This window comes from Oryzisolibacter sp. LB2S, assembly GCF_040732315.1.
Taxonomy (GTDB): Bacteria; Pseudomonadota; Gammaproteobacteria; order Burkholderiales; family Burkholderiaceae_C; genus Alicycliphilus; species Alicycliphilus soli.
In genome coordinates this window covers 823,310-849,341 of the sequence record NZ_CP160388.1, presented here as the reverse complement: position 1 = coordinate 849,341, position 26,032 = coordinate 823,310, and the positions used below count along the sequence as shown (strand labels likewise).

Genomic DNA, 26,032 nt, shown 5'->3' with positions numbered 1-26,032 from the left:
CTATTTGTTGAGCCAGACGAAGTACGTCATGAGGACAAACACACCCAGAATCATGACCAGTGCATAGTGGTACAGGAAGCCCGTCTGCACACGCCGCAATGCGGCCGAAATGCGTGCCACAACCTTCCACGAGCCGTTGACGATGGCGCCATCGATCAGGCCCTGGTCCGCGCCCTTCCACAGGCCGACGCCCAGGCAACGCGCACCGGCGGCAATGACCCGCTCGTTGAACCAATCCGCGTAGTACTTGTTTTCCAGCACGGTGTAGATCGGCTGGCAGGCACGCTTGATGGCCGCGGGCAGCGCAGGATTGACGATGTACATGTAGTAGGACAGTGCCACGCCTGCCAGTGCCAGCCAGAACGGTACGGTCTGCAGGCCATGCACGGCCATTGCGACGGGCCCATGGAAGGCCTGCGCCAATTGCGCCATTGCCGGGTGCTTGGCCGCGTCGACAAAGATCACATCCTTGAAGAAGTCGCCAAACAGCATGGGCTGTATGTACATGAAGCCGATGACCACCGAAGGTATGGCCAGCAGCACCAGAGGCACCGTCACGACCCAGGGCGACTCATGAGGCTTGGAGTGGTCCCCGTGGTGGTGGTGCGGATCGGGCTCCTCCTGCACATCCTCATGCACATCGGGGTTCTGGTCGTAGCGTTCCTTGCCGTGGAAGACGAGGAAATACATGCGGAACGAATAGAACGCCGTGACGAACACACCGGCAAGCACGGCGAAATGCGCAAACCCTGCACCGGGCAGCTGGCTGAAGCGCGCGGCCTCGATAATGTTCTCCTTGGAGTAAAAGCCCGAGAACAAGGGGGTACCGATCAGCGCCAGTGAGCCCAGCAGCGAGGTGATCCAGGTGATGGGCATGTACTTGCGCAGGCCACCCATCCAGCGAATGTCCTGGTTGTGGTGCATGCCCATGATGACGGAGCCGGCGCCGAGGAACAGCAAGGCCTTGAAGAAGGCATGGGTCATCAGGTGGAACACGGCCACCGAGTAGGCCGACACGCCGAGCGCCACCGTCATGTAGCCGAGCTGGGACAGCGTCGAATAGGCGATCACGCGCTTGATGTCGTTCTGGATGATGCCGAGGAAGCCCATGAACAGCGCCGTGATCGCGCCGATGACCAGCACGAAGTTCAGGGCGACGTCCGACATTTCGAACAGCGGCGACATGCGCGACACCATGAAGATACCGGCCGTCACCATGGTTGCCGCGTGGATCAGCGCGGAAATCGGCGTGGGGCCTTCCATGGAATCGGGCAGCCATGCGTGCAGCGGCACCTGTGCGCTCTTGCCCATCGCGCCAATGAACAAACAGATGCAGGCCACGGTGATGAGCTGCCAGTCCGAACCGGGCAGCAGCACGCCACTCAGTTCCTGCTTCTTGGCAAAGATCTCGCCATAGTTGAAGCTGCCCGTGTAAGCGGCAATCAGACCGATTCCAAGAATGAAGCCGAAGTCGCCCACGCGGTTGACCAGAAAGGCCTTCAGGTTGGCAAAAATGGCCGATGGCTTGTTGAACCAGAAACCGATGAGCAGATAGGAAACAAGGCCCACGGCTTCCCAGCCGAAGAAAAGCTGCAGCATGTTGTTGCTCATCACGAGCATCAACATGGAGAACGTGAACAGCGAGATGTAAGAGAAGAAGCGGTTGTAGCCGTCATCCTCCTCCATGTAGCCGATGGTGTAGATGTGCACCATGAGCGACACGAAGGTCACCACGCACATCATCATGGCCGTCAGACTGTCGATCAGAAAGCCGACCTCCATCTTCAGGCCACCAACCGTCATCCAGGTGTAGATGGTTTCGTTGAAGCGGGCGCCATCGAGCACCACGCTGCTGAGCGTGAGCGCAGACAGCACGAACGACACCAACACGCCGAGGATGGTCAGCGAATGCGAGGCACGCCGACCGATCAGGTTGCCACCAAAGGCCGTGCCCAGAACACCGGCCAGCAGGGAGCCCACCAGCGGCGCCAGGGGCACCGCCAGCAGCGTCGAAGCAGATAGGGTTTGACTCATTCTTGAGAACCTTGCAAGTACCGGTTAGCCCATCACCCCTTGAGGATGTTGAGGTCTTCCGCATTGATGCTGGTCTTGTTGCGGAACAGCAGCACCAAGATGGCCAGGCCAATGGCTGCCTCGGCGGCCGCCACGGTCAGGATGAAGAAAACGAAGACCTGCCCGTGGATGTCGCCAAGGTAGTACGAGAAGGCGACGAAGTTGATGTTCACGGCAAGCAGCATCAACTCGATCGCCATCAGCAGGACGATGAGGTTCTTGCGATTGAGGAAGATACCCACCACCGCGAGGGCAAACAGCATCGCCCCGAGCGACAGGAAATGGCCAAGGGTCAATGTCATGCTTTCTTCTCCTGGGCGCTTGCGGCCTCGCCCTCTACCGGTGCCGGCTCCTGGGCGGCCTGCGTCACGGGCATCTTCACCATCACCAGGCGCTCGCTGGCACGCGCACGCAGCTGAGCGGTCGCGTCGTTGGCCTTGACGTCCTTGCGTTCGCGCAGCGTCAGCGCAATGGCAGCAATCATGGCCACCAACAGAATGACAGCAGCCACCTCCACCGGGTAGAGGTACTCGGTGTACATCAGTCGGCCCAGGGCCTGGGTGTTCGAGTACGGCAGAACCTGACCCGCGGCGTCAAGCAATGCCGGCGCGGGCTTTGCCTCCTCCACGCCGCGAAAGCCCGTCATCAGGATCGCGGCCATCTCAAACGCTATCAGGGCGCCAATGAGCGCAGCCATGGGGAAATGGTTCCAGAATCCCTTGCGCACGATGTCGAAACGAATGTCGAGCATCATGACCACGAACAGGAACAGCACCATCACCGCACCCAGGTACACCAGCACCAGGGCGATGGCCAGGAATTCGGCCTTGAGCAGCAACCATATGCCCGCAGCCTGAGTGAAGGCCAGTATCAGATGCAACACGGCATGGACCGGGTTGCGCGCCGTGACGACCCGGAAGGCTGCAAAGAGCAGCACCGCCGAGAAGAGATAGAAGAATCCGGTTTTGACGTCCATGGATCGGGTCTTTTCAAAAAGTCAGGTGTGACACGCAATCCGCTCAACGGTATTTCGCATCCGCAGCCTTGGCCGCCGCAATCTCGGGCTCGTAACGGTCTCCCACGGCCAGGAGCATGTCCTTCGTGAAGTACAGATCGCCGCGCTTCTCACCGTGGTATTCCAGGATCTGGGTTTCGACGATGGAATCGACCGGGCAGCTCTCCTCACAGAAGCCGCAGAAAATGCATTTGGTCAGATCGATGTCATAGCGCGTGGTGCGGCGTGTGCCGTCGGCGCGGACGTCGGACTCGATGGTGATGGCCATGGCCGGACAAACTGCCTCACACAGCTTGCAGGCAATGCAACGCTCCTCTCCGTTGTCGTATCGACGCAGCGCATGGAGGCCGCGAAAACGCGGCGACAGAGGCGTCTTCTCTTCCGGAAACTGAACGGTGACCTTGCCACGGAACGCGTAGCGTCCCGTCAACACCATACCCTTGGCCAGTTCCCAGAGCATGAAGCTCTTGAAGAAATCCTTGAGAGAGAAGGATGCAGGAGCAACAACTGCAGACATGAATGTGTCCCCGCTTATTTCCAGATGTTCCAGGGCGAGATCAACCACGCGCCCACGATCAGCAGCCACACCAGGGTGACCGGAATGAAGATCTTCCAACCCAGACGCATGATCTGGTCATAGCGATAGCGCGGGAAGGTGGCGCGAATCCAGATGAACATGGACACCACCACGAATGTCTTGATTCCAAGCCAGATCCAGCCCGGGATGAAGGCCAGCGCCTCCACCGGTGGCAGCCATCCGCCGAGGAACATCAGCACCGCCAGAATCGACACCAGCCACATGGCCGCATATTCGGCCAGGAAGAAAATCGCAAAGCCCATGCCGGAATACTCGACCATGTGCCCGGCCACGATCTCCGCCTCGCCCTCGACCACGTCGAACGGATGGCGATTGGTCTCGGCAACACCGGAGATCAGGTACACGAAGAAGAGCGGCAGCAGCGGCAACCAGTTCCAGGACAGGAAGGTCAACCCCATGTCCGCCATGCCGCCACGCGCCTGGCTCAAAACGATGTCGGTCAGGTTCATGCTGCCCGTCACCATGATGACGACCACAAAGCAGAAGCCCATCGCGATCTCGTAGCTGACCATCTGCGCCGAGGCACGCAGGGCGCCCAGAAGCGCATACTTGGAATTGGAGGCCCAACCGGCAATGATCACGCCATAGACCTCGATCGAGGCGACGGCCATGACCAGCAGCAGTCCGGCGTTGACGTTGGCCAGGGCCGCATCGGGCGCAAAGGGCACCACCACCCATGCAGCCAGGGCCGGCATGATGGCCATGATGGGCCCCAGAATGAACAGCCCCTTGCTCGCAGCGGTGGGCTGGATCACTTCCTTGGTCAGGAGCTTGAGACCATCGGCCATCGGCTGCAGCAAACCAGCCGGGCCCACGCGGTTGGGACCGACACGGGCCTGCATGAAACCGAGCAGCTTGCGTTCCCACAGCGTGAGATAGGCCACGGCGCCCATCAGCGGAGCGAGGACGCACACGATCTTGATCAGGTTCCAGATCACGGGCCAGGCCATACTGGACCACCAGCTCGCAGCCACCATGTTCAGGCCGCCGTTGTAAATCGCGTCGATCATGCAGCAGCTCCTTCACGTGCCGCACGCGCGTCGGCCGTCAGTTGCAGGGCCGGTGCGCGGCGCACCAGTCCATCCAGCTGATAAATGCTCGCAACCGCAGGCCCTTGCGACGGCCCCTGTGCGACGGTAATGGGTGCCTTGGTGGTGTTGGACAGTTGGTCTGCCGACAACTGCTCAACACCTGCCGTCACCTGGTTCAGGACATCCTGGGACGATTCGAAGTCCACGCCCTGCAGGCCCATGATGTTCGCCAGCACGCGCAACACCTTCCACGCGGGACGCGTCTCGCCAAGCGGTCGCACGACGGCGTGGAAACTCTGCACGCGCCCCTCGGCGTTGACGAAACTGCCCGATGTCTCGGTGAACGGTGCGATGGGCAACAGGACATCGCTCACGTCCATGTTGGTCTTGAACGGGCTGAGCGTGACAACCATGTCCACATCCGCCAGTCCCTGCGCCGCCTTGGCACCGGCCGCGCTGTCGAACTCGGGCTCGGTGTTCAGCAACAGCAGCGCCTTCGCCTGACCGGCGAGCATCTGAGCCGCATTCAGGCCGTCCTGGCGCGGCTGAGCACTCACCAGCTGCGCGCCGACGGTGTTCGCCGCCTCGGTCAGATAGCCGAACGCCGCGCCGGTTTCCTGGGCGATCCATTGCACCAGGGCCAGCAGGCTGCTTGCCTGCGCATGGTGCGCGGCAGCGTTGCCGAGGAGCACGGCCTTGCGCTCGCCGCCGACCAGCGCGCGGGCAATGGCCAGCGCCTCTGCATTTGCGGAGCCGGCCTGCGCCGGCGGGTTGACACCTTTTTCCTGAGCAACGGCCGCGGCCACGTCCGCGAGCGCCTGCGTCCAGTCGGCAGGGTTGACCACGGAATGGACGGCGGGCAAGGCCCAGTCATAGGCACGTCCATTGATGGCAAAGACCTTGCACCCCTTGCGCGCCGCCTGGCGGATGCGCTGTGCAAACAGCGGATGGTCCTTGCGCAGGTTGGAGCCGAGCACGAGCACGGCCTGCAGGTCGGACAGCGCCGCAATGGGCATGCCGAGCCAACGGACGCCCTCAGGCTGCACGAATTCGGCATTGCGCAGGCGATAGTCGATGCTGTCGCTGCCCAGGCCGCGCACCAGCGTCGTGGCCAGATGCAGTTCCTCGAGCGTGCTGTGCGGACTGACCAGGGCACCAATGGCGCGGGCACCATGCTTGTCGCGCACGCACTTGAGGCCATTGGCCACATATTCCAGGGCCGTCTGCCAGTCGACCTCCTGCCACTGGCCGCCCTGCTTGAGCATGGGGCGCTGCAGGCGCTCGTCGCTGTTCAGGGCCTCGTAGGAGAAACGGTCACGGTCGGCAATCCAGCATTCGTTGACGGCTTCGTTCTCCATCGGCACGACACGCATCACCTTGTGATTCTTGACCTGGACGATGAGATTCGCACCCGTCGAGTCATGCGGGGAGATCGACTTGCGGCGCGACAGCTCCCAGGTGCGGGCGCTGTAGCGGAAGGGCCGGCTGGTCAGTGCACCGACGGGGCAGATGTCGATCATGTTGCCCGAGAGCTCGGAGTCGACCGTATCGCCCTTGACCGTGGTGATCTCGGAATGCTCACCCCGATTGACCATGCCGAGCTCCATGTCTCCGCCGATTTCCTGGCCGAAGCGCACGCAACGCGTGCAATGAATGCAACGCGTCATCTCTTCGGTGGAGATCAGGGGCCCAATGTCCTTGCGCAGGACCACGCGCTTTTCCTCGCCATAGCGCGATGCCGACATGCCGTAGCCCACGGCCAGATCCTGCAACTGGCATTCGCCACCCTGGTCGCAGATGGGGCAATCCAGCGGGTGATTGATGAGCAGGAACTCCATCACCGATTGCTGCGCCTTCAGGGCCTTGTCGCTCTTGGTGCGCACGATCATGCCCTGCGTCACCGGCGTGGCGCAGGCGGGCATGGGCTTGGGTGCCTTTTCCACGTCCACCAGGCACATGCGGCAGTTGGCCGCGATGGAGAGCTTCTTGTGGTAGCAGAAGTGCGGAATGTAGACGTTGGCCTTCTCGGCTGCATGCATGACCATGCTGCCCTCGGCGACCTCCACCTTCTGACCGTCCAGTTCAATTTCAACCATATGCTTTTCTCGCGATCAGGCGGCAGACGCCTTGGCTGCGGCCTCGATCTTGGCCTCGAACTCGTGGCGGAAATGTTTGATCATGGCGCGCACCGGCATCGCCGCCGCATCACCGAGCGCGCAGATGGTGCGGCCCATGATGTTGAACGCCACGGAATCGAGGAGCTCGATGTCTTCCTTGCGTCCCTGGCCGTGCTGTATGCGATCGACCACACGCCAGAGCCAGCCCGTGCCCTCGCGGCAGGGCGTGCACTGCCCGCAGGACTCGTGCTGATAGAAGTAGGACAGGCGCAGCAGCGACTCCACCATGTCGCGCGAATCATCCATGACGATGACGGCGCCCGAGCCCAGCATGGAGCCAGCCTTGGCGATGGAGTCATAGTCCATGGTGCACTCCATCATGATGGAGGCCGGCAGCACCGGAGACGACGAGCCGCCCGGAATCACGGCCTTGAGCTGCCGACCGTTGCGCACGCCACCGGCGAGCTCGAGCAGCTTGGCAAACGGCGTGCCCAGGGGAATCTCGTAGTTGCCCGGGCGCTCCACGTCACCGGAGACGGAGAAGATCTTGGTGCCACCGTTATTCGGCTTGCCGCACTCGAGATAGGCCTGGCCGCCGTTGCGGATGATCCAGGGAACCGCCGCGAAGGTCTCGGTGTTGTTGATGGTGGTCGGCTTGCCATACAGGCCGAAGCTGGCCGGGAACGGCGGCTTGAAGCGCGGCTGACCCTTCTTGCCCTCGAGCGATTCGAGCAGCGCGGTTTCCTCGCCGCAGATGTAGGCGCCGAAGCCATGGTGCGCCTGCAGCTGGAAGCTGAAGGCGCTGCCCATGATGTTGTCACCCAGGTAGCCGGCGGCGCGCGCCTCCTCGAGGGCGGCCTCGAAGCGCTCGTAGACTTGGAAGATCTCGCCGTGGATGTAGTTGTAGCCCAGCGAGATGCCCATCGCGTACGCGGCAATGATCATGCCCTCGATCACGATGTGCGGGTTGTACATCAGGATGTCGCGGTCCTTGCAGGTGCCGGGTTCACCCTCGTCGGAATTGCAGACCAGGTGCTTCTGCCCCGGGAACTGGCGCGGCATGAAGCTCCACTTGAGGCCCGTGGGAAAGCCCGCACCGCCGCGGCCACGCAGGCCGGACTCCTTGACGGTGGCGATCACCTGATCCTGCGTCAGACCCTCGCCGCCATCCTTGCCCAGGATCTTGCGCAGGGCGGCATAGCCACCGCGCGCCTCGTAGTCCTTGAGGCTCCAGTTGCTGCCATTGAGGCCGGCATAGATCTGCGGGTTGATATGGCGGTCGTGGAAGCAGGTCTGTACGCCCGTGGCCTGGAACTGCGCCAGAACTTGTGCGGCCGTGGTCATTGCTTGCCCTCCGCGGCGCGCAGGCCGTCGACCAGCTGATCGAGCTTGTCGTTGTCCATGAAGCTGCACATGTTGCGGTCATTGACCAGCATCGCGGGCGCATCGGCGCAGGCGCCCAGACATTCGCACTGTTGCAGCGTGAACATGCCATCCGCCGTGGTCTCGCCCATGGCGATACCGAGCTTGGACTCGAGGTGATGCAGCGCTTCGTTGCCACCGCGCAGCTGGCACGGCAGATTGGTGCACACGGCCAGCTTGTATTTGCCCACCGGCTGCTGGTTGTACATGTTGTAGAAGGTGGTGACCTCGTGCACGGCGATCTCGGGCATGCCCAGGTACTCCGCGATCACCGCTTCGCTCTCCTGGCTCACCCAGCCCTGCTCCTGCTGCACGATGGACAGGCAGGCCATCACGGCGGACTGCTTTTGCTCGGGCGGGTACTTCGCCACTTCGCGCGCGAAACGCGCCTTGGTCGCTTCGGTAATCATCGATCAATCTCTCCGAACACGATGTCCATGGTGCCGATGACCGCAACGGCGTCGGCGATCATGTGACCGCGTGTCAGTTCGTCATACGCGGCCAGATGTGCAAAACCCGGCGCGCGGATCTTCAGGCGATAGGGCTTGTTGGCACCGTCGCTCACCAGGTAGATGCCGAACTCGCCCTTGGGGTGCTCGACCGCGGCGTAGGCCTCGCCCTCGGGCACGCGGAAGCCTTCCGAGAACAGCTTGAAGTGGTGGATCAGATCCTCCATGCCGGTCTTCATGCGCTCGCGCGACGGGGGCGCCACCTTGTGGTTGTCGATGATCACGGGGCCGGGATTGGCGCGCAGCCAATCGACGCATTGCTTGATGATGCGGTTCGATTGACGCATCTCGGCCACGCGCACCAGATAGCGGTCGTAGCAGTCGCCGTTCTTGCCCAGTGGCACATCGAAGTCCACGCGGTCATAGGCATCGTAGGGCTGCTTCTTGCGCAGGTCCCAGGCCACGCCCGAGCCGCGCAGCATCACGCCGGACATGCTCAGATTCAGCGCACGCTCGGGGGAGACGACGCCGATGCCGACGGTGCGCTGCTTCCAGATGCGGTTGTCCGTCAGCAGGGTCTCGTACTCGTCCACGTAGCCCGGGAACCGGGCGCAGAAATCGTCGATGAAGTCGAGCAGGCCGCCCTGGCGATTGCGGTTGTATTCATCCACGGCCTTGGCGCTGCGCACCTTGCTCGGCTTGAGCTGGGCCATGGTGTCGGGCAGATCGCGGTACACGCCACCGGGACGGAAATAGGCGGCATGCATGCGCGCACCGGAAACCGCCTCGTACATGTCGAACAGGGTCTCGCGCTCGCGGAAGGTGTACATCAGTACCGTGGAGGCACCCAGGTCCATGCCATTGGAGCCCAGCCACATCAGGTGGTTGAGCAGGCGCGTGATCTCGCCAAACATCGTGCGGATGTACTTGGCACGCAGCGGCACCTCAATGCCCAGCATCTTCTCGATGGCCAGGCAATAGGCCTGTTCGTTGCACATCATCGACACATAGTCCAGGCGGTCCATATAGGGCAAGGACTGGATGTATGTCTTGTGCTCGGCCAGCTTTTCGGTCGCACGATGCAGCAGGCCGACATGAGGGTCGGCGCGCTGCACCACCTCGCCGTCGAGCTCGAGCACCAGACGCAGCACACCGTGCGCCGCAGGGTGCTGCGGCCCGAAGTTCAGGGAATAGTTCTTGATTTCAGCCATGATTGGACACCCCGGCGAACCCGCGCCTCAGTGCAGGCCTCCATAGTTGTCTTCACGGATGATGCGCGGCGTGATCTCACGCGGCTCGATGGTCACGGGCTCGTAGACGACGCGACGCAGCTCGGGGTCGTAGCGCATCTCGACATGACCCGACAGCGGGAAATCCTTGCGGAACGGATGACCGATGAAGCCATAGTCCGTGAGAATGCGGCGCAGGTCGCTGTGACCATCGAACACGATGCCGAACAGGTCGAAGGCCTCGCGCTCGAACCAGTTGGCGCCACTCCAGATATCGGTCACCGAGGCGATCACGGGAAAATCGTCGTCGGGGCAGAACACCTTCACGCGCAGGCGCTGGTTCAGCGAAACGGACAACAAATGCGTGACCACCGCATAGCGCGGACCATCCGTTCCGACCTCGCGGTACGTGGAATAGTCGACGCCGCACAGGTCCACGAGTTGCTCGAAGCGGCAACCAGGCGCATCGCGCAGAGTCTTCATGACGTCCAGGTAGTCTGCGGCGGCAACGACCACCGTGACCTCGCCGAGCGCCACTGTGATGTCGCGGATCTTGTCGCCGAGCGCTTGGGCCACGGTGCTGCGCAGCGCTTCAGGGTGAATGGCAATATCGGTCATCGAAACCCCTCAAACGCGCGCAATGGTTTGCGTACGGCGAATCTTCTGCTGCAGCTGGATGATGCCGTAGATCAAGGCCTCGGCCGTGGGCGGGCAGCCGGGCACATACACATCCACCGGCACCACGCGATCGCAACCGCGCACCACCGAATAGCTGTAGTGGTAGTAGCCACCGCCGTTGGCGCACGAACCCATGGAAATCACCCAGCGCGGCTCGGCCATCTGGTCATAGACCTTGCGCAGCGCGGGCGCCATCTTGTTGCACAGCGTGCCCGCCACGATCATCAGGTCGGACTGACGGGGGCTGGCACGAAATACCTCGGCACCGAAGCGCGCAAGGTCGTAGCGCGCCGCGGCGGCATGCATCATCTCCACCGCGCAGCAGGCCAGACCAAAGGTCACGGGCCAGAGCGATCCGGTCTTGGCCCAGTTCACCACCGCGTCATAGCTGGTGGTGACAAAGCCTTCCTTCATCACACCTTCAATCATTGCGTCATTCCTTGTGCTGCACGCGGCTCATTCCCAGTCCAGGGCGCCCTTCTTCCACTCGTAGGCAAAACCTATGACCAGGATGGAGAGGAACACCACGACGGCCACAAAGCCCGTCACCCCGACATCCTGCAAGGCAACCGCCCAGGGAAAGAGGAAAGCGATCTCCAGATCGAACAGAATGAACAGGATGGCAACGAGGTAGTAGCGCACATCGAACTTCATGCGCGCGTCATCAAACGCCTCAAAGCCACATTCGTAGGGGGAGTTTTTTGCCGGATCGGGGCGATTGGGCCCCAACACATAACCCAGCACGAGAGGCACGACACCGACGCCGATGCCGACCAAGATGAACAGGAGAACTGGGAGGTATTGATCGAGGTTCATCTAGCGACGCTCTCACCGTTGAAAAACCGCCCCCAAGTCGCGCATTGCGGACCCGTGAGACGGTTTTTTATTTTGGTGCCGTCGGCGAGACTCGAACTCGCACAGCTTTCGCCACTACCCCCTCAAGATAGCGTGTCTACCAATTTCACCACGACGGCTTCTGTGTGCATCTGGATGGCTTGAGGACCAGTGATGCGGTTTTTGCTTTCCAGACAGCAGAGGATTCTACCTCGGAAAAACCCTGGCACAAACCAAGAGGCGTTTTTTTCGCGACGCCTCGTTGAACTTACTTGGTGGGAATCTGATCCGCGCCCGTGGCAGGCTCGGCGGCCGGCGTCTCCGTCGCAGGTGCCGTGGTCGCGGGCACCACGGCAGCAGGCTGCTCCAGCACGCTGCCGGTGCTTGCCGGACGCTGGTTGCCGAAATAGGCCAGTGCCAGCGTGGCCACGAAGAACACCGTCGCCAGCACCGCCGTGGTGCGCGACAGGAAGTTGGCGCTGCCGCTGGCGCCGAAGAGGCTGCCCGCGCTGCCGCTGCCAAAGGCCGCGCCCATGTCGGCGCCCTTGCCATGCTGGATCAGGATCAGCCCGATCATGCCCAGCGCGGTGAGCATCTGCACCGCCAGAATCACATTCACTATTGCGTTCATGTTCCATCAACTCCTAATTCAGTAGCCGCCTACGCCTGCACAGTCTGCGTTGCAGCAATAATTTGTAGAAAATCTGCGGCCTTGAGCGAGGCGCCGCCCACGAGGCCGCCGTCGATATCGGGCTGCGCGAGCAGCTGCGCGGCATTCGCGGCGTTCATGCTCCCGCCGTACAGCAGCGGCACATGCGCGGCACGCTCGGTCGCCGCCGCCAGTTGCGCGCGCAGGACGGCATGCACGGCCTGCGCCTGCTCGGGAGTGGCCGTGCGGCCCGTGCCTATGGCCCAGACCGGCTCGTAGGCGACCACCATGTCGGCGACAGCGCCGCCGCTGGCCTCGATCACCGCCGCAAGCTGGCGCCTGACCACGACCTCGGTCTGGCCGGCCTCACGCTCTTCGAGGGTCTCGCCCACGCACACGACGGGCGTGATGCCCGCCGCCAGCGCCTGCCCGGCCTTGGCGGCCACGACGACATCGGTCTCGCCATGGTATTGACGACGTTCGGAATGACCGACGAGCACATAGCGCACGCCGAAGTCGCGCAGCATGGCCGTCGACATCTCGCCCGTGAACGCGCCCGCCGCATGTTGCGAGACATCCTGCGCGCCGAGCGCGATCGGAGAACCCGCCACCAGCGACTGCACCTGCGCGAGATACGGCGCGGGCACGGCAACCGCGACCGCACAGGCGGGCTGGCCCACACCCTCGCGCAGCGCCTGCAGCAGTGCGGCGTTGGCCTCCAGGCTGCCGTTCATCTTCCAGTTGCCGGCGATGAGTTTTTGCTTCTGTGTCATGTCGTCCACCTCAAAACAATCTTGCCAATATGTTGGTTCGACTCCATCAGCGCATGGGCTTGGGCGGCATCCGCCGCTGCGAACTCGCTGTGGATCACGGGTCTGATCTGGCCCGCCGCCAGCAGCGGCCACACCTGCTCGCGCAGCGCCTGGGCGATCGCGGCCTTGAAGGCCACGGGCCGCGGGCGCAGCGTGGAGCCGGTGATGGTCAGGCGCTTGCGCAGCACCAGCGCGGCATTGAGCTCGGCCTGCACACCCCCCTGCACGGCGATGATGACGATGCGCCCATCCTCGGCCAGGCACTCGACCTCACGCGCCACATACGGGCCGGCAACCATGTCGAGCACGACATCGACGCCGCGCCCGCCGGTGATGCGCTGCACCTCGGCGACGAAGTCCTGCGTGCGGTAGTTGATGGCGTGATGCGCGCCCAGCGACATGCAGGCCGCGCATTTCTCGTCGCTGCCCGCGGTGACGATGACCGTGGCACCGCGGGCGCGCGCCAGCTGGATGGCCGTCACGCCTATGCCGCTGCTGCCGCCCTGCACGAGCAGGGTTTCACCCGCCTGCAGATGCGCGCGATCGAAGACATTGCTCCACACGGTGAAGAAGGTCTCGGGCAGCGCAGCCGCCTCCACGTCGCTCAGGCCCGCCGGCACCGGCAGGCATTGCGCCACGGGTGCCACGCAGTACTCGGCATAGCCGCCGCCCGCGACCAGCGCGCAGACATGGTCGCCCACGGCAATGCCCGCCTGCGCCATGGCCTGCGCGTCACCGCCTTCGACGACGCCCGCGACCTCAAGCCCCGGCAGGTCGGAGACCCCTGGCGGCGGCGCGTAATGCCCCTTGCGCTGCAGCACGTCGGGGCGGTTCACACCGCTGGCCGCAACGCGGATCAGCAGTTCACCGGCGCCAGGCTGCGGCAGAGGGCGCTGCACGAGGCACAGCCCTTCGGGCGGGCCAAAGGCCGCGATCTCCACCGCTTGCATCACAGTCTTCATGTGCAATTTGGATCAATTTATGGCTCAGACGATTGCTGCGCAAGCGCCTAAAGCTCATATTTCAATAGCATCACCTGCATCAGGCCAGGGGACTGCCGGCGGTTTACTGCTGCTCTGGGGCGCCGTTGCCGTTGCCGTTGCCGTTGCCGTTGTCACGGCGCTCGCGACGCTCGCCCCGGGGTTCACGCGGCTCGCGCGGTTCACGCTCGGGCATGCCGGCCGGACGCTCGGTCAAGGCCTTCAGGGACAGCTTGACGCGACCCTTGTCGTCGGTTTCCAGAACCTTCACCTTGATGATCTGGCCTTCCTGCAGGTAGTCGCTGACCTTCTCCACGCGCTCGTGGGCGATCTGGCTGATGTGCAGCAGGCCATCCTTGCCCGGCAGCAGATTGACCAGGGCTCCGAAGTCCAGGATCTTGGTGACCGGGCCTTCGTAGACCTTGCCCACCTCGACCTCGGCGGTGATCTCCTCGATGCGGCGCTTGGCCTCGTCGGCCTTGGCCGAGTCGCTCGACGCAATGGTGATGGTGCCGTCTTCCTCGATGTTGATCTGGCAGCCGGTCTCATCGCACAGCGCACGGATGGTGGCGCCACCCTTGCCGATCACGTCGCGGATCTTCTCCGGGTTGATCTTCATGGTGAAGAGCTTGGGCGCGAAGCTGGAGATCTCGGCCTTGGCCTCGCCCATGGCTTCCTGCATCTTGCCGAGGATGTGCATGCGCGCCTCCTTGGCCTGGGCCAGGGCGACCTGCATGATTTCCTTGGTGATGCCCTGGATCTTGATGTCCATCTGCAGTGCCGTGATGCCGGCGGTGGTGCCTGCCACCTTGAAGTCCATGTCGCCCAAATGATCTTCATCACCCAGGATGTCCGTCAGCACGGCGAACTTGTTGTCTTCCTTGATCAGGCCCATGGCGATGCCAGCCACATGCGCCTTCATGGGCACGCCGGCGTCCATCATCGAAAGGCAGCCGCCGCAGACCGAGGCCATGGACGACGAACCGTTCGATTCCGTGATTTCCGACACCACGCGAATGGTGTAGGGGAACTCTTCCTTGCTCGGCAGGCAGGCGACGAGCGCGCGCTTGGCCAGGCGCCCGTGGCCGATCTCGCGGCGCTTGGTCGAGCCCATGCGGCCCACTTCGCCCGTGGCAAAGGGAGGCATGTTGTAGTGGAACAGGAAGCGGTCCTCGAATTCACCGGCCAGCGCGTCGATGCGCTGCGCGTCGCGCTCGGTGCCCAGCGTGGTCACGACCAGGGCCTGCGTCTCGCCACGCGTGAACAGGGCCGAGCCGTGGGTGCGCGGCAGCACGGAGCTGCGGATCTCGATGGGGCGCACGGTGCGGGTGTCGCGGCCGTCGATACGGGGCTCGCCGGCCAGGATCTGGCCGCGCACGATGCGCGCCTCGATGTCGAACAGCATGTTGTCGACCTTGACGGCGTCGAACTCCACGCCCTGCTCCGTCAGACCGGCCTTGACGGCCGCATACGCCTCGCGGCAGGCCTGGGTGCGCAGCTGCTTGTTGCGGTTCTGGTAGGCGGCGCGCAGCGGGCCCTCAGCCAGCGCGGTCACCTTGGCGATCAGGGCCTCGTCCTTGGGCTCGGGCTGCCAGTCCCACACGGGCTTGCCGGCATCGCGCACCAGTTCGTGGATGGCGTCGATGGCGATCTTGCCCTGCTCGTGGCCGAACACCACGGCGCCCAGCATCACGTCCTCGGGCAGTTGCAGAGCCTCGGACTCGACCATCAGCACGGCGGCCTCGGTGCCGGCGACGACCAGGTCCATCTGGCTGTTCTTGCGCTGCGTCTGGCCGGGGTTGAGCACGTATTCACCGTTGATGTAGCCCACGCGCGCGGCGCCGATGGGGCCGTTGAACGGGATGCCCGAGACGGCCAGCGCGGCGCTGGTGGCGATCATGGCGGCGATGTCGGCGTCGACCTCGGGGTTGAGCGAGATGGTGTGGATGACCACATGCACCTCGTTGTAGAAACCCTCGGGGAACAGCGGGCGGATGGGGCGGTCGATCAGGCGGGAAGTCAGCGTCTCCAGCTCGCTGGGCTTGGCCTCGCGCTTGAAGAAGCTGCCGGGGATCTTGCCGGCGGCGTAGGTCTTCTCGATGTAGTCCACCGTCAGCGGGAAGAAGTCCTGGCCGGGCTTGGCGGACTTGCTCGCGACCACGGTGGCCAGCACCACGGTGTCGTCGATATTGACCAGCACGGCGCCGGAGGCCTGGCGCGCGATCTCGCCGGTTTCCATGGTCACGCTGTGCTGACCCCATTGGAAGGTCTTGGTGACCTTGTTGAACATCGTCATGGCGGTTTGCTCCTGAAAATGCAGCTGTTACCGCAGTAGCAGCCTGGTGTTGGAGGTCAAACAGACCGCGATGCCATTCCATACACGCGCGGGCAGCTACGAATTACGCAGCACGTACGGGTATGGAATGACACAGCTTCGCTCTGCTTGAAGAGCCTCCGTGGAAGGGTGAAGTAAAAAACGCCTGAGTCAGCACGCTAACCCAGGCGTTCTTTCATGTGGTACTGCTTACTTGCGCAGGCCCAGCTTGGCGATCAGGGCGGTGTAGCGGTCAGCGTCCTTGGCCTTGAGGTAGTCCAGCAGCTTGCGGCGGCGGCTCACCATGCGCAGCAAGCCGCGGCGACCGTGGTGGTCCTTGGCGTGCTGCTTGAAGTGGGGCGTCAGCTCGTTGATGCGTGCCGTCAGCAGCGCCACTTGAACTTCGGGGCTGCCCGTGTCGTTTTCGGCGCGCTGGTTGGCCTTGACGACTTCGGCCTTGATGGAAGATGCAATCATGATGTTTTCCTGAAGCGGGGCCGCACGGAACGCGCCCCTGGTTTTACTTGCGCCGGCGGCTGGAATGACCACCGGCGTGCGTTCTGCACCATGCAAAACCTGTTGATTGTAATGCCTGCACCCTTGTTTGCCTACCCGGACGGCACCGAATGCCCATGGCCGGCGGCAGTATTCAATCTTCCACCCCACAACATTGACAGCCGAGGGGCGTCGCGAGGACGCCAAGGAGAAGCCATGACCACACCACCTGCTCAACGCACCCCCACCCTTTTGCTGGCCCTGGGCGCCGTGGCCCTGCTCCTGCAGACAGCCACCCCCTGCCACGCGACAAGCGGCGACTCGAGCCGCCAGGCCAGTAGCAAGTCAACACAGCCAAAGGCCAAATCCCGCGCCGTGAAGATCAAACACCAGCAAAACCATTCCGGCGAGAGCACGGCGGAACGCGATCGCCGCCTGTACCGCGAATGCCAGGGCCTGCCCAACGCGGGCGCCTGCCGTGGCTACACGCGCCGCTGACAAACATGCGCACCCGCACACGACTTTGCGTGAACGGGTCAAAAACTCCGCTACAATCACGCCATCGCCACCGCGGCGGGGTCTGCAGATGATCTTCACAAGCAAACCTCACCAAAACGGCGATTTTTTGAAGAAGCATGAAATTTTCATGCTACAATTCAAAGCTTAGCGGCTGTAGCTCAGCTGGATAGAGTACTTGGCTACGAACCAAGGGGTCGTGGGTTCGATTCCTGCCAGCCGCACCAAACGACAAGCCCTGAGTCTGAAAGGACTCAGGGCTTTTTCGTTTCCGTGCATCATTGACGCATGAGCAAGGCTTTCACCAAGGAATCGGATGCCGATGACGACGACATCATGCCGGAGACTGGCGTCGTCGGCGGCGGCAAGAACTACATCACGCCACAGGGCTATGCACGGCTGCGCGCCGAGCTGCTTTCCTTGATCGATGAAGAGCGCCCAAAGGTGGTCGACATCGTGCACTGGGCGGCCAGCAACGGCGATCGATCGGAAAATGGCGACTATCTGTACGGCAAGAAGCGGCTGCGCGAGATAGACCGCCGCATCCGCTTTCTGACCAAACGCCTGGAGATTGCCGAGGTGGTCGACCCGTCCGTGCATGCGGGCAGCGATCAGGTGTTCTTCGGCGCCACCGTAACCTATGCCGACGATGAGGGCACGGAGCGCACGGTGACCATATTGGGCGTGGACGAGGCGGACAACGCACTGCAGCAGGTCAGCTGGGTCTCGCCCGTGGCGCGGGCCCTGATCAAGGCCCGCGAGGGAGACGAGGTGGTGTTGCAAACACCCGCCGGGACCCGCACGTTGGAAATTGTGGCCGTGTCCTACCCCCAGCCGCAGAAATCGCAATAGGCTTGCTCAGCCCGGTTGTGGCAGCACACGGAACGCGCGCAGGACTGCATGGGTGCGGCGCAAGGCGCGCAGCACGGCCTCGACATGGGCGAGGTCGCGCACGGTGACGACGAAGCGCAGGTCCGAGGTATCCATCGCGTCATCCATGTCCACGCGCACGATGTCCGCCTCGCAGTCCGCGAACTCGGACGCAATGCGCGCGAGCACGCCCTTGCCGTTGGCCACGGTGACGGTAATCCCCGTCTCGAAGCTGCGCGTGGGTTCATCCGACCAGTCCACCGTGATGAAACGCTCACCATCCTTGTGCTGCAGCTTGTTGGCCACGGCGCATTGCGCATGGTGCACGACGAGGCCCTCACCGCGGCCGAGATAGCCGACGATGGGGTCGCCCGGCACGGGGCGGCAACAGGTAGCGTATTGCACGGTCGCGCTTTCGCTGCCATCGAGGGTGATGCCCCCTTGCGACACCTTCTCGTGCGCACCAAAGCGCTCACGCGTAAGCAGCAGCGCGTCGGGTCGCTGGCCGTCCTCGGTCAACAACACCACGAGACGCTTGGCCACGATGCCGGCGATGCGCTTGCCCAGACCAATGTCGGTCATGAGCTCGGCGCGCGTCTTGTTGCCGGTGAAGCGCAGCAGCTTGTCCCAGATCGCGGCATGGGTCTGCTCGTCGGGCAGTTGCTCCATGCCCTCGGCACGCAATGCCTGCGTCAGCAGCTTCTCACCCAGGCCCGCCGATTCGCTCTGCGCCAGGGTCTTGAGGTAGTGGCGAATCTTGGAGCGTGCCCTGCCCGTGCGCACAAATGCCAGCCACGCGGGATTGGGACGCGCCCCATCGGCGGTGATGACCTCGATCACGTCGCCATTTTTGAGCTCGGTACGCAAAGGCACCTGCTCGTCGTTGATGCGCACGCCCGTGGTTTTGTCACCCACGTCACTGTGGATGGCATAGGCGAAATCGACCGCCGTCGCACCGCGCGGCAGCGCCAGGATCTGGCTGCGCGGCGTGAACACATAGACCGCATCGGGATACAGGTCGACCTTGACATGGTCCCAGAATTCCGCGGCGTCACGGGTCTCGTTCTGAATGTCGAGCAGCGACTGCAGCCATTTCGTGCCCATGCGCTCGGCTGCGGCGCCGCCTGCATCCTGTGCCTTGTAGAGCCAATGCGCGGCGACGCCGGCCTCGGCCACGATATGCATTTCCTCGGTACGGATCTGGAACTCCACGTTCAAGCCCGCCGGGCCCACGAGCGTGGTGTGCAGCGACTGATAGCCATTGGCCTTGGCTATTGCGATGTGGTCCTTGAACTTGCCTGGAGCCGGCTTGTAGAGTTGGTGCAGCACCCCCAGCGCGGTGTAGCAATCGGTCACCGACGGGACGATGACGCGAAAGCCGTACAGATCACTCACCTGGGCGAAGCTCAGGTTCTTCAGGCTCATCTTCTGGTAGATGGCATAGAGCGTCTTCTCGCGCCCCGCGAGTCGAACCTGCATGCCCAGTCGCGCGAAGGCCGCTGCCACATCGGCCTGCACCTTCTGAACGATGTCGCGGCGGCGGTTGCGCGACTTGCTGACGGCCTTGGACAGCGTGGCATAGCGCCAGGGATGCAGATGACGAAACGCCAGATCCTGCAGTTCGCGATAGGTCTGATTGAGCCCGAGCCGATGTGCGATCGGCGCGTAGATTTCCAGTGTCTCGGAAGATATGCGACCCCATTTGCTGCGCGGCATGTCCGACATCGTGCGCATGTTGTGCGTGCGGTCGGCCAGCTTGATGAGGATGACGCGCACGTCGCGCGCCATGGCCAGCAACATCTTGCGAAAGGACTCGGCCTGGCTTTCCTCGCGCGTGTTGAACTGCAGCTTGTCGAGCTTGGTCAGTCCGTCCACCAGATCCGCGACGGGTGCACCGAAGCGCTCGATCAGATCTGCCTTGGTGATGCCGCAATCCTCCATGGCGTCGTGCAGCAATGCGGCCATGAGTGCCTGCGCATCCAGCTTCCAGCTCGCACACAGCGCGGCGACGGCGATCGGATGGGTGATATAGGGCTCGCCGCTGTTGCGCAGCTGGCCCAGGTGGGCCATGTCGGCATAGCGATAGGCTTGGCGCACCTGCTCGATGCCGGCGGCGTCGAGGTAGTCCAGCTTTTCCAGCAGCGCAGCAAAACTCGCAGCCGCCGCATTGGCCACGGCCGCCGATGCGCCGCTGGGCGCAGCAGACTCGGCCTTCGCGCCGACTGCAACTGCCTTGTTGAACCCGCCATTCATAGCGTAAATGTAACGTGCACCGGTGCCCATGGTGCATCTGCAAAAAAAAGCACCGTATCAACGGTGCTTTTTTGCCATAGCGGCCAGGGATCAGACTGTCGTCAACTCAGCCTGGAACCTTTTTCAGCATCTCCAGACCCACCTTGCCGGCGGCGATCTCGCGCAGCGCGGTCACGGCGGGCTTGTTGCGGCTCTCGATCTTGGGTGCATGCCCCTGGCTGAGCATGCGGGCGCGATAGGTGGCGGCAAGCACCAGCTGGAAACGGTTGGGAACTTGCTCGAGGCAGTCTTCCACGGTAATGCGGGCCATGGGTTCTCTCCAAGGGGAAATCAGGGGATGTTGAGCGATGCAAAGGTCTCGGCCCGGGCGCGACGCTGTGCGGCATACTTGAGGCGCTGGGCATGGACTATGGTTTTCAGGTCGAAAAGCGCTCGCTCGAAAACTTCGTTGATTATAACGAAGTCGAATTTGCAGGCCTGCTCCATCTCGAGCGCGGCGTTCCTCAGGCGCAGGTCGATCACGTCGGGCGCATCCTCGCCGCGGCGCTCCAGGCGCGCGCGCAACTCGTCCCAGCTCGGAGGCAGGATGAAGATCAGCACGGCGTTCACAAAGGTCTGCTTGATCTGCAGAGCACCCTGAAAGTCGATCTCCAGCACCACGTCGGCGCCCACGGTCACGCGCTCCTCGATGGCACGGCGCGATGTCCCGTAACGACGCCCATGGACGTTCGCCCATTCCACGAAGGCATTGCCCGCCACCATGGCGTCGAACTCCTGCTCCGAGGCAAAGAAGTACTCGCGTCCATGTTTTTCCTGGCCACGCGGGGCGCGCGTGGTGTGCGACACGGAGGGCTGCACGCGTGCGTCCAGTTCCATCAGGGCCTTGACCAGGCTGGACTTGCCCGCCCCACTGGGGGCGGAGACTACAAACAAATTTCCGGGGTAATCCATAGGTGACATGCGCTTGGAGCGATATCGGTCGAAGTCTACCAGCCGCTCCATGCACCCCTGGGATGTGGGTGCTCAGTGCCGCTCCACCGTGGGCTCGCGCTCCATCAACGTGGCCACCGCGTCCGCCGCGCGCAGTCGCCCCTCGAGCAGCGCCAGCACGCATTCGGCGATGGGCATTTCCACGCCGGCCGCGCGCGCGCGCTGCACCACCGTGCGGGCGCTGTACACGCCCTCGGCCACATGGCCGAGCGAATCGACGGCCTGTTGCAGGCTCTTGCCCTCGGCCAGCAGCAGGCCCACGCGTCGGTTGCGCGACAGATCGCCCGTGGCCGTGAGCACCAGGTCGCCCAGGCCGGACAGCCCCATGAAGGTGTCGGGCCGCGCGCCCAGGGTCAGGCCCAGGCGCGTCATTTCGGCCAGGCCGCGCGTGATCAGCGCGGCACGCGCGTTCAGGCCCAGTTGCAGGCCGTCGCACAGACCCGTGGCGATGGCCAGCACGTTCTTGACCGCGCCGCCCACCTCCACGCCCGCGATGTCTTCGCTCGCGTAAACGCGCAGCGCCGGGCCGTGGAATGCCGCCACGAGCGCGTCACGCACGCTGGCATGGCGGCTGGCGGCCACCAGGGCCGTGGGTTGGCCGCGCGCCACCTCCTGGGCGAAGCTCGGCCCGCTGAGCGCACCGCTGGCGAGTTGCGGGGCGACCTCGGCGCAGACCTCGTGGGCCATCAGCCCGGTGTCGGCCTCGAAGCCCTTGCACAGCCAGGCGACCGGCGCACCCGTGTCGCGCAGTCGCTGCAGCATGCCGCGCAGCGCCGCCATGGGTGTGCCGATGATGACGAGATCCGCCCCAGCAGCCAGCGCCAGCGCGTCGCCCGCCTGCACCTGCAGACGCGGCGGGAAGCTCAGCCCCGGCAGGTAGCGCTGGTTGCTGCGCGCCGTCTGCATGGCCGCGGCCTGGGCGGCGTCGCGCGCCCAGAGGACGACCTGGTGGCCCGCGGCGTGCGCCGCGCCGCTCATGGCCATGGCCGTGCCCCAGGCACCAGCGCCAAGAACTACTATTTTCATAGCTATTCGCGCTTTATTCACGGGCCTCAGAGGCCAAAAACACCCCTAAAACCCGCCTCCCCGGCTTACTGCGTCGCGCCGTTGCCAGCCTCGGCCGCTGCGGCCTGCTGCTGCTCGTACATGGCCTGGAAGTTGATTTCGGCCAGGTGCACGGGAGGAAAACCGGCGCGCGTGATGGTGTCGGCCACGCTGGCGCGCAGGTAGGGGTAGACGATCTGCGGGCAGGCGATGCCGACCACGGCGCCCATCTGCTCCTCGGGCAGGTTGCGGATCTCGAAGATGCCGGCCTGCTTGGCCTCGACCAGGAACACGGTCTTGTCCTTGATCTTGGTCTGCACGGTGGCCGTCACGGCCACTTCGAAGATGCCCTCGACGACGGGGGTGGCCTGGACACCGAGCTGGATGTCCACGCTGGGCTGCTCCTGCTCGAGCAGGATGGCGGGGGAGTTGGGCTGCTCCAGCGACAGGTCCTTGAGGTACACGCGCTGAATCTGGAACACGGGGGTTTCTTCGGTGGCCATGGTTTTCGCTCTTTCGTTCAAGACAAAGCCCGCCCGGGAATCGCTCCCGCAGCGGGCCACTTGGGGCTGCATTATGCAGCCTTGATCGGGGCAGTCACGCGCCGAGCAGGGGCATGAGTGCGCCGCGGCCGTCGAGCGCCGCCAGGTCGTCGAATCCGCCCACATGGGTGTCGCCGATGAAGATCTGCGGCACGGTGCGCCGCCCCGTGATCTCCATCATCTGCTGGCGCGCGGCCGGGTCGGTGTCGACGCGAATCTCCTCGATTTGCTCCACTCCCTTGGACTTGAGCAGCTGCTTGGCACGTATGCAGTAAGGGCATACGGCGGTGGTGTACATCTTCACGGCTTGCATGGCGAACCCTCTGGAAAACAATGGAAATGACGGGCGGAAGTCAGGATTTCTCGACCGGCATGTTGGCCTCGCGCCAGGCCGCCAGACCGCCCGCAAGCGTCTGCGCCTTGTCGTAGCCCAGACCCCTGGCGATGCCCACGGCGCGCGCCGCGCGTCCGCCCTTGGCGCAGACCATGATGATGGGCACGGCCTTGTTCTTGGCCACCTGCGGCAGGCGCTCGGGCAGCTGCGCCAGCGGAATGTTGCGCGCGCCGCCCACGTGGCCGGCGGCGAACTCCGCAGGTTCACACACGTCGATGACCATGGCCTTCTCGCGATTGATGAGCTGCACGGCCTGGGCCGCGCTCACGCCGCCGCCCGCGCCCTTGACTGCAGGCACGAGCAGCATGACGCCGGAGGCCAGCGCGAGAAATATCAAATACCAGTTGTCGACGATGAAGTTCACGGTGATCCTTGGGCGAGTGCAAAGTGCGTGATTCTAAAATGGCGGGTTTTGACTTAGACCACCGAGGGACACCATGCACAAGCTCGTTCTGATCCGCCACGGCGAATCCACGTGGAACCTGGAAAACCGTTTCACCGGCTGGACCGACGTGGATCTGACGCCCACGGGCGTGGAGCAGGCCAAGAACGCGGGCCGCCTGCTCAAGGCCGAGGGCTACGAGTTTGATCTGGCCTACACCAGCGTCCTGAAACGCGCCACGCGCACGCTGTGGCACTGCCTGGACGAGATGGACCGCACCTGGCTGCCCGTGGAGCACAGCTGGCGCCTGAACGAACGCCACTACGGCGCCCTGCAGGGCCTGAACAAGGCCGACATGGCCAAGCAATATGGCGACGAGCAGGTGCTGATCTGGCGCCGCAGCTACGACACGCCGCCGCCGGCGCTCGAGCCCACCGACCCGCGCTGCGAGCGCAGCGACCTGCGCTACGCGGGCCTCGCGCCCGAGCAGGTGCCGCTGACCGAATGCCTGAAGGACACGGTGGCGCGGGTGCTCCCCTTCTGGAACGACAGCGTGGCGCCGGCCATCCGCTCGGGCAAGCGCGTGGTGATTGCCGCGCACGGCAACTCCATCCGCGCGCTGGTCAAGTACCTCGACGGCATCTCCGACCAGGACATCGTGGGGCTGAACATCCCCAATGGCATTCCGCTCGTCTATGAGCTCGATGCCGACCTCAAGCCCCTGCGCAGCTATTACCTGGGCGACGCCGAGGCCGCCGCCAAGGCAGCCGCCGCCGTGGCCGCCCAGGGCAAGGCCTGAGCCTCGTCGCCGAACAAACAGGCACGACCGCGGGAACTGACCAGGCCCGCGCACTTCCAAGGTGTATATTGGTCTGAAGCGGTAAAGGTGTTATTTATGGGCCACAAACTGAAAGTTGCTGGATGGATATCGGTCGGTGTCATGGCCGGTGCCCTGACCACGGTGTCGCTGCAGACCGTGGCGCGCGGCGCCATGACACCGCTGCCGCTGGAGGAGATCCAGCAACTGTCCGCCGTCTTCGGCCTCATCAAGACCGACTACGTGGAGCCGGTCGATGACAAGAAGCTCATCACCGATGCCATCGCCGGCATGGTCTCCGGGCTGGACCCGCATTCGCAGTACTTCGACAAGAAGTCCTTCAAGGAATTCCGCGAGGGCACGACCGGCCGCTTCGTCGGCGTGGGCATCGAGATCACCCAGGAAGACGGCCTGATCAGAATCGTCTCGCCCATCGAGGGCTCGCCCGCAGACCGCGCGGGGCTCAAGACCAACGACCTGATCACCAAGATCGACGACACGGCCGTCAAGGGCCTGACGCTCAACGAGGCCGTCAAGCGCATGCGCGGCGAGCCCAACACCAAGGTCACGCTGACCATTCTGCGCAAGGACGAAAGCCGCAGCTTCCCCGTGACCATCACGCGCGAGGAAATCAAGACCCAGTCGGTCAAGGCCAAGGTCATCGAGCCGGGCTATGCCTGGATTCGCCTGTCGCAGTTCCAGGAGCGCACGGTCGACGACTTCGTGCGCAAGCTCGAAGAGATCTACAAGCAGGACCCGCGCCTCAAGGGTCTGGTGCTGGATCTGCGCAACGACCCGGGCGGGCTGCTCGACGCCGCCGTGGCCGTCTCCGCCGCCTTCCTGCCCGAGAACGTGACCGTGGTCTCCACCGACGGCCAGCTCGCCGAGAGCAAGGCCACGTTCAAGGCCTCGCCCGAGTTCTACCAGCGCCGCGGCAGCGGTGACCCGCTCAAGCGCCTGCCCGCGGCCATCAAGACCGTGCCGCTGGTGGTGCTGGTCAACGAGGGCTCGGCCTCGGCCAGCGAGATCGTCGCCGGCGCGCTGCAGGACCACAAGCGCGCCACCATCATGGGCAGCCAGACCTTTGGCAAGGGCTCGGTGCAGACGGTGCGCCCGCTCGGCCCCGACACCGGCATCAAGCTGACCACGGCGCGCTACTACACGCCCAGCGGCAAGTCCATCCAGGCCAAGGGCATCGTGCCCGACGTCATGCTCGACGAGACCGCCGAGGGCGATGTATACGCATCGCTGCGCATGCGCGAGGCCGATCTGGAAAAGCACCTGAGCAACGGCCAGGGCCAGGAGGAAGCCAAGGACCCGGCGCGCGAAAAGGCGCGCGAGGAGGCCATGAAGCGCCTCGAGGAAGAGTCCAAGAAGCCGCTGGCCGAGCGCAGGCTGCCCGAGTTCGGCTCCGACAAGGACTTCCAGCTGACCCAGGCACTGAACCAGCTCAAGGGCAAGACCGTGGTGGCCAGCAAGACGCTGACCGAGCGCAAGGAAGAGAAGAAGGACAACTGAGGCCCACCCG

At 63.8% G+C, this 26,032-nt stretch carries 28 protein-coding genes and 2 tRNA genes; 5 read left to right on the top strand and 25 right to left on the bottom strand.

Annotated features, from left to right (window positions below; all coding sequences use genetic code 11):
* The 18 genes from nuoL to rpsO all read right to left on the bottom strand — a co-directional run bounded on the left by nuoL (position 1) and on the right by rpsO (position 16,678).
* On the bottom strand, positions 1–2,034 hold the full coding sequence (nuoL, locus tag ABUE11_RS04015) for an NADH-quinone oxidoreductase subunit L (protein WP_367067794.1): 2,034 nt from the start codon (positions 2,032–2,034) through the stop codon (positions 1–3).
* Between the two features lie 32 nt (positions 2,035–2,066).
* Positions 2,067–2,375 (bottom strand): NADH-quinone oxidoreductase subunit NuoK, encoded by a 309-nt coding sequence (nuoK, locus tag ABUE11_RS04010; protein ID WP_367067793.1) that lies wholly within the window; start codon positions 2,373–2,375, stop codon positions 2,067–2,069.
* Positions 2,372–3,049, bottom strand: coding sequence for an NADH-quinone oxidoreductase subunit J (locus tag ABUE11_RS04005; protein ID WP_367067792.1), 678 nt, complete (start codon positions 3,047–3,049; stop codon positions 2,372–2,374). The genes nuoK and ABUE11_RS04005 overlap by 4 nt, the downstream gene beginning before the upstream one ends.
* Positions 3,050–3,092: 43 nt before the next feature.
* Positions 3,093–3,605 (bottom strand): NADH-quinone oxidoreductase subunit NuoI, encoded by a 513-nt coding sequence (gene nuoI, locus ABUE11_RS04000; RefSeq protein ID WP_367067791.1) that lies wholly within the window; start codon positions 3,603–3,605, stop codon positions 3,093–3,095.
* A 14-nt stretch (positions 3,606–3,619) separates the two neighbouring features.
* Entirely contained in the window at positions 3,620–4,696 is a 1,077-nt protein-coding gene (gene nuoH / locus ABUE11_RS03995; RefSeq protein ID WP_367067790.1) for an NADH-quinone oxidoreductase subunit NuoH, read from the bottom strand.
* Positions 4,693–6,813: an NADH-quinone oxidoreductase subunit NuoG gene (gene nuoG, locus ABUE11_RS03990; protein ID WP_367067789.1), complete on the bottom strand. Its 2,121-nt coding sequence runs from the start codon at positions 6,811–6,813 to the stop codon at positions 4,693–4,695. The genes nuoH and nuoG overlap by 4 nt, the downstream gene beginning before the upstream one ends.
* Positions 6,814–6,828: 15 nt before the next feature.
* Positions 6,829–8,178 carry an NADH-quinone oxidoreductase subunit NuoF gene (gene nuoF / locus ABUE11_RS03985; protein ID WP_367067788.1) on the bottom strand — a complete coding sequence of 450 codons (1,350 nt, stop codon included), beginning with the start codon at positions 8,176–8,178 and terminating at the stop codon, positions 6,829–6,831.
* A complete protein-coding gene (gene nuoE, locus ABUE11_RS03980) occupies positions 8,175–8,666 on the bottom strand; it encodes an NADH-quinone oxidoreductase subunit NuoE (RefSeq protein ID WP_367067787.1) in 492 nt (163 codons plus the stop codon). The genes nuoF and nuoE overlap by 4 nt, the downstream gene beginning before the upstream one ends.
* Positions 8,663–9,916 (bottom strand): NADH-quinone oxidoreductase subunit D, encoded by a 1,254-nt coding sequence (locus tag ABUE11_RS03975; protein ID WP_367067786.1) that lies wholly within the window; start codon positions 9,914–9,916, stop codon positions 8,663–8,665. The genes nuoE and ABUE11_RS03975 overlap by 4 nt, the downstream gene beginning before the upstream one ends.
* Positions 9,917–9,943: 27 nt before the next feature.
* Complete coding sequence (locus ABUE11_RS03970) at positions 9,944–10,552, bottom strand: NADH-quinone oxidoreductase subunit C (RefSeq protein ID WP_367067785.1); 609 nt, start codon at positions 10,550–10,552, stop codon at positions 9,944–9,946.
* Positions 10,553–10,561: 9 nt separating this feature from the next.
* Complete coding sequence (locus tag ABUE11_RS03965) at positions 10,562–11,041, bottom strand: NADH-quinone oxidoreductase subunit B family protein (RefSeq protein WP_367067784.1); 480 nt, start codon at positions 11,039–11,041, stop codon at positions 10,562–10,564.
* Between the two features lie 27 nt (positions 11,042–11,068).
* Positions 11,069–11,428 (bottom strand): NADH-quinone oxidoreductase subunit A, encoded by a 360-nt coding sequence (locus tag ABUE11_RS03960; RefSeq protein ID WP_367067783.1) that lies wholly within the window; start codon positions 11,426–11,428, stop codon positions 11,069–11,071.
* 73 nt (positions 11,429–11,501) lie between these two features.
* Positions 11,502–11,586: transfer RNA gene (locus ABUE11_RS03955), tRNA-Leu, on the bottom strand.
* Positions 11,587–11,714: 128 nt separating this feature from the next.
* On the bottom strand, positions 11,715–12,077 hold the full coding sequence (secG, locus tag ABUE11_RS03950; protein WP_367067782.1) for a preprotein translocase subunit SecG: 363 nt from the start codon (positions 12,075–12,077) through the stop codon (positions 11,715–11,717).
* 29 nt (positions 12,078–12,106) lie between these two features.
* A complete protein-coding gene (tpiA, locus tag ABUE11_RS03945) occupies positions 12,107–12,868 on the bottom strand; it encodes a triose-phosphate isomerase (protein WP_367067781.1) in 762 nt (253 codons plus the stop codon).
* The gene (locus tag ABUE11_RS03940; protein ID WP_367067780.1) at positions 12,865–13,869 is read right to left on the bottom strand and encodes an NAD(P)H-quinone oxidoreductase; all 1,005 of its coding nucleotides are present in this window, start codon (positions 13,867–13,869) and stop codon (positions 12,865–12,867) included. Before ABUE11_RS03940 ends, tpiA begins: the two co-directional genes overlap by 4 nt.
* A 103-nt stretch (positions 13,870–13,972) precedes the next feature.
* Positions 13,973–16,183 (bottom strand): polyribonucleotide nucleotidyltransferase, encoded by a 2,211-nt coding sequence (gene pnp, locus ABUE11_RS03935; protein WP_367067779.1) that lies wholly within the window; start codon positions 16,181–16,183, stop codon positions 13,973–13,975.
* Positions 16,184–16,411: 228 nt separating this feature from the next.
* Positions 16,412–16,678 (bottom strand): 30S ribosomal protein S15, encoded by a 267-nt coding sequence (gene rpsO, locus ABUE11_RS03930; protein WP_367067778.1) that lies wholly within the window; start codon positions 16,676–16,678, stop codon positions 16,412–16,414.
* Positions 16,679–16,912: 234 nt separating this feature from the next.
* Between rpsO and ABUE11_RS03925 the strand changes: the two genes are divergently transcribed.
* The 3 genes from ABUE11_RS03925 to greB all read left to right on the top strand — a co-directional run bounded on the left by ABUE11_RS03925 (position 16,913) and on the right by greB (position 18,064).
* Positions 16,913–17,194, top strand: a complete 282-nt coding sequence (locus tag ABUE11_RS03925) for a hypothetical protein (protein WP_367067777.1) — start codon at positions 16,913–16,915, stop codon at positions 17,192–17,194.
* Positions 17,195–17,362: 168 nt separating this feature from the next.
* Positions 17,363–17,439, top strand: a tRNA-Arg gene (locus ABUE11_RS03920).
* Positions 17,440–17,500: 61 nt separating this feature from the next.
* Complete coding sequence (gene greB / locus ABUE11_RS03915; protein ID WP_367067776.1) at positions 17,501–18,064, top strand: transcription elongation factor GreB; 564 nt, start codon at positions 17,501–17,503, stop codon at positions 18,062–18,064.
* A gap of 6 nt (positions 18,065–18,070) precedes the next feature.
* On the opposite strand, the gene ABUE11_RS03910 is transcribed toward greB, so the two are convergent.
* From ABUE11_RS03910 to ABUE11_RS03880, 7 genes are all read right to left on the bottom strand, one after another.
* The gene (locus ABUE11_RS03910; RefSeq protein ID WP_367067775.1) at positions 18,071–20,335 is read right to left on the bottom strand and encodes a bifunctional (p)ppGpp synthetase/guanosine-3',5'-bis(diphosphate) 3'-pyrophosphohydrolase; all 2,265 of its coding nucleotides are present in this window, start codon (positions 20,333–20,335) and stop codon (positions 18,071–18,073) included.
* Positions 20,336–20,441: 106 nt separating this feature from the next.
* Positions 20,442–20,645: a DNA-directed RNA polymerase subunit omega gene (gene rpoZ, locus ABUE11_RS03905; protein WP_367067774.1), complete on the bottom strand. Its 204-nt coding sequence runs from the start codon at positions 20,643–20,645 to the stop codon at positions 20,442–20,444.
* A 20-nt stretch (positions 20,646–20,665) separates the two neighbouring features.
* Positions 20,666–21,286: a guanylate kinase gene (gene gmk, locus ABUE11_RS03900; RefSeq protein WP_367067773.1), complete on the bottom strand. Its 621-nt coding sequence runs from the start codon at positions 21,284–21,286 to the stop codon at positions 20,666–20,668.
* 72 nt (positions 21,287–21,358) lie between these two features.
* Positions 21,359–22,351 carry an NAD(P)H-dependent glycerol-3-phosphate dehydrogenase gene (locus tag ABUE11_RS03895; protein ID WP_367067772.1) on the bottom strand — a complete coding sequence of 331 codons (993 nt, stop codon included), beginning with the start codon at positions 22,349–22,351 and terminating at the stop codon, positions 21,359–21,361.
* A gap of 65 nt (positions 22,352–22,416) precedes the next feature.
* On the bottom strand, positions 22,417–22,872 hold the full coding sequence (gene secB / locus ABUE11_RS03890) for a protein-export chaperone SecB (RefSeq protein WP_367067771.1): 456 nt from the start codon (positions 22,870–22,872) through the stop codon (positions 22,417–22,419).
* 94 nt (positions 22,873–22,966) lie between these two features.
* Positions 22,967–23,224: a glutaredoxin 3 gene (gene grxC, locus ABUE11_RS03885; protein WP_367067770.1), complete on the bottom strand. Its 258-nt coding sequence runs from the start codon at positions 23,222–23,224 to the stop codon at positions 22,967–22,969.
* Positions 23,225–23,264: 40 nt separating this feature from the next.
* Positions 23,265–23,669 (bottom strand): rhodanese-like domain-containing protein, encoded by a 405-nt coding sequence (locus tag ABUE11_RS03880; RefSeq protein WP_367067769.1) that lies wholly within the window; start codon positions 23,667–23,669, stop codon positions 23,265–23,267.
* Positions 23,670–23,742: 73 nt separating this feature from the next.
* Between ABUE11_RS03880 and gpmA the strand changes: the two genes are divergently transcribed.
* Both gpmA and ABUE11_RS03870 read left to right on the top strand, forming a co-directional pair.
* Positions 23,743–24,486 carry a 2,3-diphosphoglycerate-dependent phosphoglycerate mutase gene (gpmA, locus tag ABUE11_RS03875; protein ID WP_367067768.1) on the top strand — a complete coding sequence of 248 codons (744 nt, stop codon included), beginning with the start codon at positions 23,743–23,745 and terminating at the stop codon, positions 24,484–24,486.
* 96 nt (positions 24,487–24,582) lie between these two features.
* Positions 24,583–26,022 carry a S41 family peptidase gene (locus tag ABUE11_RS03870; RefSeq protein WP_367067767.1) on the top strand — a complete coding sequence of 480 codons (1,440 nt, stop codon included), beginning with the start codon at positions 24,583–24,585 and terminating at the stop codon, positions 26,020–26,022.
* The last annotated feature ends 10 nt before the right edge of the window (positions 26,023–26,032 follow it).